This window comes from Streptomyces sp. SudanB25_2051 (assembly GCF_964272635.1).
In the GTDB taxonomy this organism is placed as follows: Bacteria; Actinomycetota; Actinomycetes; order Streptomycetales; family Streptomycetaceae; genus Streptomyces.
The window spans coordinates 3,189,565-3,203,623 of record NZ_OZ186787.1 but is presented as its reverse complement, the minus strand read 5'-3'; the positions used below and the strand labels follow the sequence as shown (position 1 = coordinate 3,203,623).

At 72.2% G+C, this 14,059-nt stretch carries 12 protein-coding genes; 5 read left to right on the top strand and 7 right to left on the bottom strand.

All coding sequences use genetic code 11. The annotated features are described in order from the left end of the window. Positions 1-13: 13 nt before the first annotated feature. From ACSUPT_RS14325 to ACSUPT_RS14305, 5 genes are all read right to left on the bottom strand, one after another. Positions 14-838: an HAD hydrolase family protein gene (locus tag ACSUPT_RS14325; RefSeq protein ID WP_436946215.1), complete on the bottom strand. Its 825-nt coding sequence runs from the start codon at positions 836-838 to the stop codon at positions 14-16. Positions 839-1,027: 189 nt separating this feature from the next. Continuing rightward, complete coding sequence (locus tag ACSUPT_RS14320) at positions 1,028-1,930, bottom strand: LLM class flavin-dependent oxidoreductase (protein WP_351966188.1); 903 nt, start codon at positions 1,928-1,930, stop codon at positions 1,028-1,030. 94 nt (positions 1,931-2,024) lie between these two features. Further along, a complete protein-coding gene (locus ACSUPT_RS14315) occupies positions 2,025-2,567 on the bottom strand; it encodes an RNA 2'-phosphotransferase (protein ID WP_436944541.1) in 543 nt (180 codons plus the stop codon). 122 nt (positions 2,568-2,689) lie between these two features. Continuing rightward, positions 2,690-3,715, bottom strand: coding sequence for a MerR family transcriptional regulator (locus tag ACSUPT_RS14310; protein ID WP_436944539.1), 1,026 nt, complete (start codon positions 3,713-3,715; stop codon positions 2,690-2,692). Between the two features lie 172 nt (positions 3,716-3,887). After that, entirely contained in the window at positions 3,888-5,657 is a 1,770-nt protein-coding gene (locus ACSUPT_RS14305) for an SDR family oxidoreductase (protein ID WP_361654168.1), read from the bottom strand. Between the two features lie 604 nt (positions 5,658-6,261). Here ACSUPT_RS14305 and ACSUPT_RS14300 point away from each other — a divergent pair. The 5 genes from ACSUPT_RS14300 to lpdA all read left to right on the top strand — a co-directional run bounded on the left by ACSUPT_RS14300 (position 6,262) and on the right by lpdA (position 11,369). After that, a complete protein-coding gene (locus ACSUPT_RS14300) occupies positions 6,262-7,230 on the top strand; it encodes an ABC transporter ATP-binding protein (RefSeq protein ID WP_351966187.1) in 969 nt (322 codons plus the stop codon). Further along, the gene (locus tag ACSUPT_RS14295) at positions 7,227-8,105 is read left to right on the top strand and encodes an ABC transporter permease (protein WP_436944537.1); all 879 of its coding nucleotides are present in this window, start codon (positions 7,227-7,229) and stop codon (positions 8,103-8,105) included. The genes ACSUPT_RS14300 and ACSUPT_RS14295 overlap by 4 nt, the downstream gene beginning before the upstream one ends. A 46-nt stretch (positions 8,106-8,151) precedes the next feature. Continuing rightward, positions 8,152-9,063, top strand: a complete 912-nt coding sequence (locus ACSUPT_RS14290; protein WP_351966128.1) for an ABC transporter ATP-binding protein — start codon at positions 8,152-8,154, stop codon at positions 9,061-9,063. Between the two features lie 15 nt (positions 9,064-9,078). Further along, complete coding sequence (locus ACSUPT_RS14285) at positions 9,079-9,801, top strand: ABC transporter permease (protein WP_351966127.1); 723 nt, start codon at positions 9,079-9,081, stop codon at positions 9,799-9,801. Positions 9,802-9,965: 164 nt separating this feature from the next. Next, positions 9,966-11,369: a dihydrolipoyl dehydrogenase gene (gene lpdA, locus ACSUPT_RS14280; protein ID WP_351966126.1), complete on the top strand. Its 1,404-nt coding sequence runs from the start codon at positions 9,966-9,968 to the stop codon at positions 11,367-11,369. A 138-nt stretch (positions 11,370-11,507) separates the two neighbouring features. Here the strand turns inward: lpdA and ACSUPT_RS14275 are convergent, their stop codons facing one another. Next, entirely contained in the window at positions 11,508-12,314 is an 807-nt protein-coding gene (locus ACSUPT_RS14275) for an HAD family hydrolase (RefSeq protein ID WP_351966125.1), read from the bottom strand. After that, positions 12,311-13,588, bottom strand: coding sequence for a serine--tRNA ligase (gene serS, locus ACSUPT_RS14270; protein ID WP_399218680.1), 1,278 nt, complete (start codon positions 13,586-13,588; stop codon positions 12,311-12,313). Before serS ends, ACSUPT_RS14275 begins: the two co-directional genes overlap by 4 nt. Positions 13,589-14,059 lie beyond the last annotated feature (471 nt).

Genomic DNA, 14,059 nt, shown 5'->3' with positions numbered 1-14,059 from the left:
AGTACCGGGCGGCTCAGTACCGGGCGAGGATCTCCTCGATCACGGCCGCGACGCCGTCCTCCTCGTTGGCGACCGTCCGTCCGGACGCGGCGGCGACCACGTCGGGGTGGGCGTTGCCCATCGCGTACGAGGTGCCGGCCCAGGTGAGCATCTCGATGTCGTTGGGCATGTCCCCGAACGCGACGACCTCGTCCGCCGAGATGCCGCGCTCGGCACAGCACAGGGCGAGCGTGCTGGCCTTGGACACACCGAGCCCGCTGACCTCCAGCAGCGCGGTCGGGCTGGAGCGGGTGATCTCGGCGAGGTGTCCGGCGGCCGTACGGGCGAGGGTGAGGAACCCGTCGGGCGGGAGCTCGCGATGGAGGGCCAGGAGCTTGAGCAGCGGTGTGCCGGTTCCCGGTACGTCCTCGTGGAGGAGCTTTTCGGCGGGGCCGACGGCGACGGCGGCGTCCAGGTGGAGGGGCGGGTAGTCCGGCTCGTGGCGGATGCCGTCGGCGAACTCCATGGCGAAGGCCGTGCCGGGGGCCTCGCGGCGCAGGGTCTCCACGACGTCGTACGCGATGCGCCGTTCCAGCGCCCGCACCTCGATGATCTTCCGTCCGGCGTGCAGGTCCACGACGGCCGCGCCGTTGGAGCAGATCGCCAAGCCGTGGCCGTGGACGTGCTCGCTGACGACGTCCATCCACCGGGCGGGCCGCCCGGTGACGAAGAAGACCTCGATGCCGGCCTCCTCGGCGGCGGCCAGGGCCGCGACCGTCCGGTCCGACACGGTCTTGTCGTCGCGCAGAAGCGTTCCGTCAAGATCGGTGGCGATCAGTCGCGGCCGGCCCTGCGACATCGGGCGGCTGCTGGAGAACGTCGTGGGTGAGGTCACGCACCCATTGTCCCGTATGAACCCGCCTCCGGGCGCACGGACGTGCGAGAGCGCGCGCATTTGAGCCGCGAACCCCGAGGCGGGCGAAATGGGGCGAAGGGGCGGGTTCCGGCCCGTCGGATCGGTCCTCCCCCGCCGTTCACATGGCGTCGCTCAGCTGTTCAGCTGCGCGATCCCGTCGGTGGCGATCCGCTCGAAGACCACCGGGTCGGCGGCGAACATCGAGTCCGGGATGGGGGTGTGCACCACGATCTCGTCGAACCCGAGCTCCGCGTGGCGCCCGGCGAAGTCCACGAAGGCGTCGACCGAATCGAGGACGCCGTTCGCCTCCGGGGTGAATCCGGTCAGCAGGATCTTGTCCAGTTCCGCCGCGTCCCGACCTGCGTCGGCGCACGCTTTGTCCAGCTTCTCCAGCTGTCCGCGGAGCGCGGCGCGGGACTGCTCGGGCGTACCCGTCTCGAACAGCTTCGGGTCCCCGGTGGTGACCCACGCCTGGCCGTGCCGGGCGGCGAGGCGCATCCCGCGCGGCCCGGTCGCCGCGACCGCGAACGGCAGCCGAGGCCGCTGCACGCAGCCGGGCACATTGCGCGCCTCGTGCGCCGAATAGTGCGTGCCCTCGTGGGTGACGGCGCCCTCGGTGAGGAGCCGGTCGAGGAGCGGTACGAACTCGGCGAACCGGTCCGCCCGCTCCCGCGGCGTCCACGCCTCCTGCCCGAGCGCCGTCGCGTCGAAGCCGTTGCCGCCCGCGCCGATGCCGAGGGTGATCCGGCCGCCGGAGATGTCGTCCAGGGAGATCAGTTCCTTGGCGAGGGTCACCGGGTGGCGGAAGTTCGGCGACGTCACGAGGGTCCCCAGGCGCATCCGGCCGGTCGCCGTCGCGGCGGCCGTGAGCGTGGGGATCGCGCCGAACCACGGCCCGTCCCGGAACGACCGCCACGACAGGTGGTCGTAGGTGTACGCGGCATGGAAGCCGAGTGCTTCCGCCCGACGCCAGATCTTCTGCCCTTCGGCCCACCGGTGGATGGGGAGGATCACCGTGCTCAGTCGCATGGCCAGAACCCTACGCCCGGGGCGCGCTCCGCTGCCGTGTCGGCCGAGGGGCCGGTCCGGCCCGCCGCGGCCGCGCCGGGCCGTGTCCGGCGGGTGGTGTTCACTCGCCGAAGCGCAGATACCACGGGGGTACGGCGTCCGTCAGCCAGACGCCGTTGGCGCTGACGTGGAAGACGTGCCCGTCGCGGTGCATGGCGCCCGAGTCCACGGAGAGGACGACCGGCCGGCCGCGCCGCGCGCCGACCCTGGTCGCGGTCTCCCGGTCGGGTGAGAGGTGGACGTGGTGGCGGCGCATGGGCCGCAGGCCCTCGGCGCGGATCGCGTCCAGGGCGGCGGGGACGGTGCCGTGGTAGACGTACGCGGGCGGGACGGCGGGCGGCAGGCCCAGGTCCACGTCGACGGTGTGGCCCTGGCTGGCCCGGATGCGGTCGCCCTCCAGGGCGAAGCGCCGCTTGTCGTTCGTGGCGACGACGTGCTCCAGCTCGGCGCGGCTGACCGGCATGCGATGGCGTGCGAGGGCGCGCAGCAGGTCGTCGACGGCGACCCAGCCCTGAGGGTCGAGGACGAGCCCGATCCGCTCGGGCTGGTGGCGCAGATGCCGTGAGAGGTACTTCGACACCTTCACGGCGCGTTGTTCGTCCATGACGCCAGCGTGGCAGGGATCACGTCTCTTTCGCCACAGAAAAGTGGCGGGACAGGTTTGGTCCACAGCCAACTCCAGTTATCCACAGGCTTATTGGCGTTTCTGTGGACAACCAGGCCTCATCAGCGGCCCGCGCCGCCTTTCGCCACCCCGCCGTCCTTCATCGCCTCGCCGCTCTTCGTCGCCCTGCCGTCCCGGCCGTCCCCGTCCCCGCCCGCGTCCCGGTTCCGGGCCACGAGACGGTCCAACGTCCGTGACCGCACCTCCCGTTCGGCCGCCACGGCGATGAACTCCGACGCGTTCTCCGCCCCGACCAGCTCCCGCACGGCCCGCACGGTGGCGGCGGGCAGGACGACCGCGCGGGGCTCCTCGTCCTGCTCCGGCGGGCCGCCGGGAGCGAGGTGGTGGCGGAGGTGGCGGTTGGCGAAGGTGCGCATCGCGCGGGCCAGTTCGGCGTCCACCGTCTGCCGGGCCAGCGGGCGAAGCCGCCGGACGAGGGCCGCCGCACGGGCCGCGTCGGCGTCCGACGGCGGGTGCTGGCCGAGGTACCGGGCGAAGACGTGCTCCGTGGTGAACTCCAGGAACCGCAGCGCGATGTGCTCGACCTCGGCCCGCAGTTCCCGCAGGTGCCCGGCGACGGCGAGCAGCGGGACCCCGGCGGCGTGCAGCTCCGCCGCCACCGCCAGCTCCTGCGGGCTCGGCACCAGGAACTCGTCGTCCCGGCCCGGCACCCGCTCCAGCACACCCAGCTCGACGGCCTCCTCCACGGCACGCTCGTCGGGGGCGCCGCCGAACGCGGCCTCCAGCTCCGCGCGCGTGATGCGGTCGGCCTGCTCGTCGGTCCACGGCCCGTCCACCTCGGCGACCAGGCCCAGCACCCCGCCGAGGCCCCTCCCCGTGTCCCACGCGTCCAGCAGCTCCTTGATGGACGCCAGTCCGTACCCGCGGTCGAGCAGGTCCGCGATCTGCCGCAGCCGCGCCAGGTGGGCTTCTCCGTACACATTGGACCGGCCGCGCCGCTCGGGCCGCGGCAGCAGACCGCGGTCCTGGTAGGCGCGGATTGTGCGGACCGTGGCGCCGCTGAGATGTGCCAGGTCCTCGATCCGGTACTCGACCGCCGGGCTCGGGCCGGCCGGCTGCTCGGACACACTCGCTCCCTACTGCCCCGGGCCGTCCTGCCAGGGATCGTACGACCGCACGCGGGGCGCCCTCGCAGCGGCCGAACCACCGGGAGAGGCCCCCGCGACGCTGCGCCCGCCAGGGACCCACCCCGCCGGCTCAGAGCGGGCCCGGCCGCCGCCCGCCGTCCGCCCTGCCGGGTCACAGCGGTGGCGCCACCCTCGCCAGGGCCCTCAGCGCGCCCGGCGCGAAGCGGGACAGCAGGTGCGCGGCGCGCGCCTCCGGGGTGACCGGCACCATCGGGCGGTTCTCGACCACTGCCCGCAGGATCGCGGCGGCGACCTTCTCCGGCGGGTAGTTCCTGCGCGCGTACAGCCGCGCCGTGCGCTGCCGCAGCCGCCGCTCCTCCGCCTCCGGCACTCCGGTGAACCGTGCCGTGGACGTGATGCCCGTGTTCACGAAGCCGGGGCAGACTGCCGTCACGCCGATGCCCCGCCCGGCCAGCTCGGCCCGCAGCGACTCGCTGAGCATCAGCACGGCCGCCTTCGAGGCGCCGTACGCGGGCAGCAGCCGGGTGGGCTGGAACGCGGCGGCGGACGCCGTGTTCACGATGTGGCCGCCCTGGCCGCGCTCCACCATCTGCTTGCCGAAGAGGCGGCAGCCGTGGATGACGCCCCACAGGTTGACGTCCAGGACCTTCCGCCAGTCCTCGGCCGTCGTGTCGAAGAACGACCCCGACAGGCCGATCCCCGCGTTGTTGACCAGCACGTCGACCGTGCCGTACTCGGCGGCGACCCGCGCGGCCAGCTTCTCCATCGCCTGCTCGTCGCTCACGTCCACCACCTCGGGCCAGGCGCCCGGCGCTCCGACCCGCAGCGCCTGGTCCGCCGTGCGGGCCGCGCCCTCCGCGTCCCGGTCGACGGCCACCACCCGGGCCCCGGCCTCCGCGAACGCCAGGGCGGTGGCCCGCCCTATGCCGCCCGCCGCGCCCGTCACCAGCACCAGCTGCCCGCCGAACCGGTCCGCGTGCCGCCGCCCCGACACGACGGGGGCCGGCAGGGCGGCGCCCTCCTCCTCGTGCGCGGTCACGAATTCGGCGATCCACGCGGCGAGCTGGTCCGGCCGGGTGCGCGGGACCCAGTGCCCGGCCGGCAGCGTGCGCCGCACCAGCCGGGGCGCCCACCTGGCCAGGTCGTCGTACAGCCGGTCCGACAGGAACACGTCCCCGGTCGGCGTGATCAGCTGCACCGGCACATGCGCGTACGCGTCCGGGCGGGGGCGGAGCATCCGGGACCTGACGTTGTCCCGGTACAGCCACGCGCCGTGCGCCGCGTCGCGGGGCAGCGACCCGGTCGGATAGCCGTCCTCGGGCATCTTCTCCACCCGCCGCAGCAGTCCCGGCCAGCGCTTGCCGAGCGGACCCCGCCAGGCCAGCTCGGGCAGCAGCGGCGTGTGCAGCAGATACACGTACCAGGAGCGCGCGCCCTGCCCCAGCACCTGGCCGACCCGGCGGGGCGTCGGCCGGCCCACCCGCTCCTTCATCCAGTGGCCGAAGTGGTCCAGCGACGGCCCCGACATCGACGTGAACGACGCGATCCGGCCCTTGGTGCGCCCCACGGTGGCGAACTCCCAGCCCTGCACCGAACCCCAGTCGTGCCCCACCACGTGGACCGGCCGGTCCGGGCTCACCGCGTCGGCGACCGCCAGGAAGTCGTCCGTCAGCTTCTCCAGCGTGAAACCGCCCCGCAGCGGCACCGGCGCCGTGGAGCGGCCGTGCCCCCGCACGTCGTACAGGACGACGTGGAACCGGTCGGACAGCCGGCCCGCGACCTCGGACCAGACCTCCTTGGAGTCCGGGTAGCCGTGCACCAGCACCACCGTCGGCCGGCCCGGATCGCCCAGCTCCGCCACGCACAGCTCGATCCCGCCCGTACGGATCCGGCGCTCGCGGGCGCCCCTGAGCAGACTCATGCCACAACCCCCGTCCCGTGGGCGTCCGCACAGCGGTCCGCCTCCGTCAGCACGTTGACATCCACGAATGTGACAATGCCCGGCGGCGTGGTCAAGGGTGCCTCCTCAACCTGTGGAAAAGTCCGGACCGCGGACCGTGCCCACCCGGCTCTGTGGAAAACCGGGCGCACCCGAGCCCGGCGCACGACCGACCCGGCCCCGAGCCCGGCGCACGACCGACCCGGCCCCGAGCCCGGCGCACGACCGACCCGGCCCCGAGCCCGGCGCACGACCGACCCGGCCCCGAGCCCGGCGCACGACCGACCCGGCCCCGAGCCCGGCGCACGACCGACCCGGCCCCGAGCCCGGCGCACGACCGACCCGGCCCCGAGCCCGGCGCACCACCGACCCGGCCCCGAGCCCGGCGCCCGACCGACCCGCACCCAGGCCGGGCGCTACCGGTGCCCCGGGCTCCGGCGAGCCGTCCGGCCCGGCACCGCGCCCCGGACGCGCACCTTCCGCCTACCCCTCCCGTACGGGTCCCGTACGCCTGGAGTCGGACAACGATCCAGCCGTCAGGGCTGACGTGGCCTGTGGCCCGCGCCACTACGGTCGAGGCGTGACTGTGATCGCCACCGAAAGCCTCAGCAAGCGGTTCCCCCGGGTGACCGCTCTCGACCGGCTCTCCCTGGACATCGGGCCCGGTGTGACCGGACTTGTGGGTGCCAACGGAGCCGGCAAGTCGACAATGATCAAGATCCTGCTGGGTCTGTCCCCCGCCACCGAGGGCCGTGCCGCCGTCCTCGGCCTCGACGTGGCGACGGAGGGCCCGGCCATCCGCGAACGCGTCGGCTACATGCCGGAGCACGACTGCCTGCCGCCGGACGTCTCGGCCACCGAGTTCGTCGTCCACATGGCGCGCATGTCGGGGCTCCCGCCGACCGCCGCCCGCGAGCGGACCGCCGACACACTGCGCCACGTCGGCCTCTACGAGGAGCGGTACCGCCCCATGGGCGGCTACTCGACCGGCATGAAGCAGCGCGTGAAGCTCGCCCAGGCGCTGGTCCACGACCCGCAGCTGGTCCTCCTCGACGAGCCGACGAACGGCCTGGACCCGGTCGGCCGCGACGAGATGCTGGGCCTCATCCGCCGCGTGTGGACCGACTTCGGGATCTCCGTGCTGGTCACCTCGCACCTGCTGGGCGAGCTGGAGCGGACCTGCGACCACGTCGTCGTCATCGACGGCGGCCGCCTCCTGCGCTCCAGCTCCACCAGCGAGTTCACGCAGACCACCACCACCGTCGCCGTCGAGGTCACCGACTCCGACGCGTACCCCGACGGCGCCGCCGCCCTCCGCGCCGCGCTCACCGCCGCCGGGGTGACCCTCCACGCGGGCGTGGAGGAGGGCCTGCCGGGCGCCGGGCACATCCTGCTCCTGGAGGCCACCGGCGAGGAGACGTACGACCTCGTGCGCGACACCGTCGCCGACCTGGGCCTCGGCCTCGTCCGCATGGAGCAGCGCCGCCACCACATCGCCGAGGTGTTCCGCCCCGACGCCCCGGCCGCCACGTCCCAGGAGGTGCGGTCCCGATGAGTACCGAGACGCAGATCCACAACATCGGGTACCGCAAGTACGACGGGCCCCGCCTCGGTCGCGCCTACGCGCGCCGGTCCCTGTACGTCCAGTCCCTCCGCGGCGCCTACGGCCTCGGCCGCAGCGCCAAGTCGAAGGTGCTGCCGATGATCCTCCTCGGCGTCATGTGCGCACCGGCGCTGATCGTCGTGGCGGTGGCCGTGGTCACCAAGTCGAAGACGCTGATGCTGGACTACACCGGCTACGCCATCTTCATGCAGCTGGTGATCTACCTCTACGTGGCCTCGCAGGCGCCGCAGTCGGTCTCGCGCGACCTGCGGTTCCGGAGCGTCCCGCTGTACTTCTCGCGGCCTATCGAGCGGTCCGACTACGTGCTCGCCAAGTACGGCGCGATGGCGTCCGCCCTGTTCATCCTGACCGCGCTGCCGCTGCTGATCCTCTACGCGGGCTCGCTGCTGGCGAAGATGGACTTCACCGACCAGACGAAGGGCTTCGCGCAGGGCCTGGTCTCCGTGGCGCTGCTGTCGCTGCTGTTCAGCGGGATCGCCCTGCTGCTGGCCGCGCTGACGCCCCGCCGCGGTTTCGGCGTCGCCGCCGTCATCGGCGCGCTGTTCGTCACGTACGGCGCCGTCCTCACCCTGCAGGGCATCGCCTGGGCCACCGACAACCTGTCCGCCGTGACCTGGCTCGGCCTGTTCTCGCCGACCACCCTCATCGACGGCGTGCAGACCGCGTTCCTCGGCGCCACCACGTCCTTCCCCGGCGAGGCGGGACCCGACGGCGCCACCGGCGCGGTCTACCTGCTGGTCGTCCTCGCGCTGATCGCCGGCTCGTACGCCGCGCTGATGCGCCGCTACCGAAAGGCCGGGCTGTGACCCTCCTCCCGTCGCCCACCACCCTCCCCGAGAAGGGGCCGCGCCCATGAGCGTCCTCTCCATCGACCACGTGTCCCGCTGGTTCGGCAATGTCGTCGCCGTCAACGACGTCACCATGACCATCGGCCCCGGCGTGACCGGCCTCCTCGGCCCGAACGGCGCCGGCAAGTCCACCCTCATCAACATGATGGGCGGCTTCCTCGCCCCCTCCACCGGCACCGTGACCCTCGACGGCCAGGCGATCTGGCGCAACGAGACCGTGTACCGCCACATCGGCGTCGTGCCGGAGAGGGAGGCGATGTACGACTTCCTCACCGGCCGCGAGTTCGTCGTCGCCAACGCCGAACTGCACGGCCTCGGCGACCGGGAGGCGCAGCGGGCGCTCGCCACCGTCGAGATGGAGTACGCGCAGGACCGCAGGATCGGCACGTACAGCAAGGGCATGCGGCAGCGCGTGAAGATGGCGTCCGCCCTCGTCCACGACCCGTCCGTGCTGCTCCTCGACGAGCCGTTCAACGGCATGGACCCGCGCCAGCGGATGCAGCTGATGGACCTGCTGCGGCGCATGGGCGCGGACGGCCGTACGGTCCTGTTCTCCTCGCACATCCTGGAGGAGGTCGAGCAGCTCGCCTCCCACATCGAGGTCATCGTCGCGGGCCGGCACGCGGCCAGCGGCGACTTCCGCCGCATCCGCCGCCTGATGACCGACCGTCCGCACCGCTACCTGGTGCGCTCCAGCGACGACCGGGCCCTGGCGGCCGCGCTGATCGCCGACCCGTCGACCGCGGGGATCGAAGTGGACGTCCGCGAAGGCGTACTGCGGGTGCAGGCGGTCGACTTCGGCCGTTTCACCGAACTGCTGCCGCGCGTAGCCCGCGAGCACTCGATCCGGCTGCTGACGGTCTCCCCGTCGGACGAGTCCCTCGAGTCGGTCTTCTCCTACCTCGTCGCGGCCTGAAGGGAGCCCTCGACCATGTACCACCCCACAGTCGCCCGGCTCACCTACCGGGGCCTCCTCGGCCGCCGCCGCGCCGCCATCCTGTTCATCCTGCCCGGCCTGCTGATCACCATCTCGGCCGCCGTCCGCCTCTTCCAGGGGGCCGACGACCAGGTCGCCGCCGATCTCCTCGCCGGGTTCGGGCTCGCCACGATGGTCCCGCTGATCGGCGTCATCGCCGGTACGGGCGCGATCGGCCCGGAGATCGACGACGGCTCGATCGTGTACCTCCTCGCCAAGCCGGTGAAGCGCTCCACGATCATCTTCACCAAGCTGATCGTCGCCATCGCCGTGACCATGGTCTTCTCGGCGGTGCCCACGCTCATCGCGGGCCTGATCCTCAACGGCAACGGCCAGCAGGTCGCCATCGCGTACACGGTCGCCGCGCTCGTCGCGTCGATCGCCTACAGCGCGCTCTTCCTCCTCCTCGGCACGGTCAGCCGGCACGCGGTCGTCTTCGGCCTCGTCTACGCGCTGGTCTGGGAGAGCCTCTTCGGCAGCGTCATGTCCGGGGCGCGGACACTGAGCGTCCAGCAGTGGGCCCTGGCGGTCGCGGAGAAGGTGACGCGGGGCGAGGGACTGATCTCCTCCGAGGTGTCGCTGCCGGTCGCCGCGGTCCTGCTGGCCGTGGTGACGGCGGCCGCCACCTGGTTCGCCGGCTGGAAGCTGCGCACGCTGACCCTGGCGGGCGAGGAGTAGCAGTCCGCCGGGCGCTGCCCAGAACGCCCCGGGAGCTCTTCCCCTCCGGGGTTTTCCACAGGGAGACGGCCGTCGCAGCGGCCCGGGCCCCACGGGATTACTGTGGGCCCGGGCGCGACCCACACGGCCCGTACGACCCGAACTCACACTCTGGGGAGCAAGCCATGTCAGACCGCTTCGATGTCGTCGTGCTCGGAGCCGGCCCGGGCGGTTACGTCGCGGCGATCCGCGCGGCCCAGCTGGGCAAGCGCGTCGCGGTGGTGGAGGAGAAGTACTGGGGCGGCGTCTGCCTGAACGTCGGCTGCATCCCGACCAAGGCGCTGCTGCGCAACGCCGAGCTGGCCCACATCTTCACCCACGAGGCGAAGACGTTCGGCATCAAGGTCGACGGCGAGGTCTCCTTCGACTACGGCGAGGCGTTCCGCCGCAGCCGCCGCGTCGCGGACGGCCGGGTCAAGGGCGTCCACTTCCTGATGAAGAAGAACAAGATCACGGAGTTCACGGGCCGGGGCACGTTCCTCGACGCGAACACCCTCCAAGTGGCCCAGGCCGACGGCTCGACCACCACGATCTCGTTCGACAACTGCATCATCGCGACCGGCGCCACCCCCCGTCTGCTGCCCGGCACGCGCCGCAGCGACCGCGTCGTCACCTACGAGGAGCAGATCCTCGCCGAGGACCTGCCGCGCTCCATCGTGATCGCGGGCGCCGGCGCCATCGGCATCGAGTTCGCGTACGTCCTGCACAACTACGGCGTGAAGGTCACGATCGTCGAGTTCCTCGACCGCGTCGCACCGCTGGAGGACAAGGACGTCTCGGCGGAGCTGGCCAAGCAGTACCGCAAGCTCGGCATCGACGTGCTGACCTCCACGCGCGTGGAGAGCATCGACGAGTCCGGCCCGCAGGTCCGTGTCACGGTCACCGGCAAGGACGGCGCGCAGCAGGTGCTGGAGGCCGACAAGGTCCTCCAGGCGATCGGCTTCGCGCCGAACGTCACGGGCTACGGCCTGGAGGCGACGGGCGTACGGCTCACCGAGCGCGGCGCCATCGACGTGGACGGCCGCTGCCGCACGTCGGTGCCGCACATCTACGCCATCGGCGACGTGACCGCGAAGCTGATGCTGGCGCACACGGCCGAGTCCATGGGCGTCGTGGCCGCCGAGACCATCGCGGGCGCCGAGACGATGGAGCTCGACTACCCGATGATCCCGCGCGCGACGTACTGCCAGCCGCAGATCGCCAGCTTCGGCTGGACGGAGGAGCAGGCGCGCGAGAAGGGCTTCGACGTCAAGGTCGCCAAGTTCCCGTTCACGGCGAACGGCAAGGCGCACGGCCTGGGCGACTCGACGGGCTTCGTGAAGCTGATCAGCGACGCCAAGTACGGCGAGATCATCGGCGCCCACCTGATCGGTCCCGATGTCACGGAGCTGCTGCCCGAGCTGACCCTGGCCCAGCAGTGGGACCTCACGGTCCACGAGGTCGCGCGCAATGTGCACGCCCACCCGACGCTGGGCGAGGCGGTCAAGGAGGCCGTGCACGGCCTCGCGGGCCACATGATCAACTTCTGATGGCCGGACGGGGCCCGTGCGGTACGGGCCCCGTGCGTCCCTCGGCGGATCCGCCGTAGGAGGTCTTCACACGGCGAAGGGGCGGCGGCCCGCGGGTGCGCGGTGCCGCCGCCCCTCACCGGGACCGGGGCGCGGGGCTCACTGCCCGAGCAGTCGCTCCAGGGTCACGGCGATGCCGTCCTCGTCGCTGGCGGCCGTGATCTCGTCGGCCACGGCCTTCAGCTCGTCATGGGCGTCGGCCATGGCCACGCCGTGCCGCGCCCACGCGAACATGGGGATGTCGTTGGGCATGTCGCCGAAGGCGATCGTCTCGGCCGCCTTCACACCCAGGCGGCGCGCCGCTAGCGACAGACCCGTCGCCTTGGTGAGGCCCAGCGGCAGGATCTCCACTATGCCCGCGCCGGCCATCACGACGTCCACGAGTCCGCCCACCACCCGGCGGGCGGTGGCCGTCAGCGCGTCGTCGTCCAGCTCCGGGTGCTGGATGTACAGCTTGTTCAGCGGGGCCGACCACAGCTCCGCCGGGTCCTCCAGCGGCAGGTACGGCAGCGGGCCGTCCTGCACCGCGTAGCCGGAGCCGACCAGCACCTCGCCGTCCAGGCCGTCCCGGCTGGCGGCCAGGGCCAGCGGGCCCACCTCGGCCTCCAGCTTCGCCAGGGCGAGCCCCGCGAGCTGCCGGTCCAGCGTCACCGACGTCAGCAGCCGGTGTTCGCCCGCGTGGTAGACCTGCGCGCCCTGCCCGCAGACCGCGAGGCCCTCGTAGGCGAGGTCGTCGAGGATCGCGCGGGTCCAGGGCACGGACCGGCCGGTGACCACGATGTGCGCGGCGCCGGCCGCCGTGGCGGCGGCGAGGGCGTCACGCGTGCGCTGCGACACGCTTCCGTCGGGGCGCAGCAGCGTCCCGTCGAGGTCGGTCGCGACGAGCCGGTAGGGGAAGGGGCTCACTTGGCCACGGGCTCCAGCAGCTCCCGCCCGCCCAGGTACGGCCGCAGGATCTCGGGCACGCGGACGGAGCCGTCGGCCAGCTGGTGGTTCTCCAGGATCGCCACGATGGTGCGCGGCACGGCGCACAGGGTGCCGTTCAGCGTCGCGAGCGGCTGGACCGTCTTGCCGTCGCGCATGCGGACGGACAGGCGGCGCGCCTGGAAGCTGTCGCAGTTGGAGGCGGAGGTCAGCTCGCGGTACTTGCCCTGCGTCGGGATCCACGCCTCGCAGTCGTACTTGCGGGACGCGGAGGCGCCCAGGTCACCGCTGGCCACGTCGATCACCTGGAACGGCAGCTCCAGCGCGGTCAGCCACTGCTTCTCCCACTCCAGCAGCCGCTTGTGCTCGGCCTCGGCGTCCTCCGGCGCGACGTACGAGAACATCTCGACCTTGTCGAACTGGTGGACGCGGAAGATGCCGCGGGTGTCCTTGCCGTACGTACCGGCCTCGCGGCGGTAGCAGGGGGAGAAGCCGGCGTACCGCAGCGGCAGCTTGTCCGCGTCGAGGATCTCGTCCATGTGGTACGCGGCGAGCGGCACCTCGGACGTGCCCACCAGGTAGTAGTCGTCCTTCTCCAGGTGGTAGACGTTCTCGGCGGCCTGGCCGAGGAAGCCGGTGCCCTCCATGGCGCGCGGGCGCACCAGGGTCGGCGTCAGCATGGGGATGAACCCGGCCTCGGTGGCCTGCGCGATGGCGGCGTTGACGAGCGCGAGCTCCAGGAGCGCGCCGACGCCCGTCAGGTAGTAGAAGCGGGAGCCGGACACCTTCGCGCCGCGCTCCACGTCGATGGCGCCGAGCGCCTCACCGAGCTCCAGGTGGTCCTTGGGCTCGAAGCCCTCGGCGGCGAAGTCGCGGATCGTGCCGTGCGTCTCCAGGACGACGAAGTCCTCCTCGCCGCCGACGGGCACGTCCGGGTGGACGAGGTTGCCCAGCTGGAGCAGCAGGCGGCGGGCCTCCTCGTCGGCCTCGTGCTGCTCGGCGTCGGCGGCCTTGACGTCGGCCTTGAGCTGCTCGGCGCGCTTGAGCAGCTCGGCCCGCTCCTCGGGGGACGCCTTGGGGATCAGCTTGCCGAGCGACTTCTGCTCGGAGCGCAGCTCGTCGAAGCGGGCGCCGGACGACCTGCGCCGCTCATCGGCGGAGAGCAGGGCGTCGACGAGCTCGACGTCCTCTCCACGGGCGCGCTGGGAGGCGCGAACACGGTCGGGGTCCTCACGGAGCAGGCGAAGGTCAATCACCCCTCCAGGCTACCGGTGCGTCCGGGCCGCTCCCCACCGTATATGGCCGACGCCCCAGCGTGTCCCTTTGCCCCAATTGCCGGACTTATTGATGATGGCGGCGAAAGATCCATCATTCTTGGGTAAAGGGCGGTCCACGCGCGTCACCTTTCCACAGACGTGCCAGACTGTGGAATGTTATCCACAGGCTGTGTGGAAGAGGTGTGGACTCCGGAATTGGCCGAACCGAAAGAAGTCGCCCCGCAGTCTGTTTCCTCGTTCAAACCTCTTGCGGACACTCATTCGGGTGGGAATTCCTCGCTCCAAAGGGTCGATCGGAGGAATGAGGATGACGCGACGGACAAAGCGGGCTGTGGACGCAGGTGTGGTCACTTCGCCGATTTATCGACCTTGTCCGGTTCCGCTGGGGGTTGAGGGGGGCCGGGATGTCGACTTGTCCCCAGGCTCACCCAGAGATCTGTGGATAACTCC

What these genes read in the sequence shown, in the direction of transcription:
- ACSUPT_RS14295 (WP_436944537.1), top strand. Translation starts at nt 7,227, where the DNA reads ATGAGTACCGAGACGCAGATCCACAACATCGGGTACCGCAAGTACGAC.
- ACSUPT_RS14315 (WP_436944541.1), bottom strand. Translation starts at nt 2,567, where the DNA reads ATGGACGAACAACGCGCCGTGAAGGTGTCGAAGTACCTCTCACGGCAT.
- ACSUPT_RS14285 (WP_351966127.1), top strand. Translation starts at nt 9,079, where the DNA reads ATGTACCACCCCACAGTCGCCCGGCTCACCTACCGGGGCCTCCTCGGC.
- lpdA (WP_351966126.1), top strand. Translation starts at nt 9,966, where the DNA reads ATGTCAGACCGCTTCGATGTCGTCGTGCTCGGAGCCGGCCCGGGCGGT.
- ACSUPT_RS14325 (WP_436946215.1), bottom strand. Translation starts at nt 838, where the DNA reads ATGTCGCAGGGCCGGCCGCGACTGATCGCCACCGATCTTGACGGAACG.
- ACSUPT_RS14290 (WP_351966128.1), top strand. Translation starts at nt 8,152, where the DNA reads ATGAGCGTCCTCTCCATCGACCACGTGTCCCGCTGGTTCGGCAATGTC.
- ACSUPT_RS14305 (WP_361654168.1), bottom strand. Translation starts at nt 5,657, where the DNA reads ATGAGTCTGCTCAGGGGCGCCCGCGAGCGCCGGATCCGTACGGGCGGG.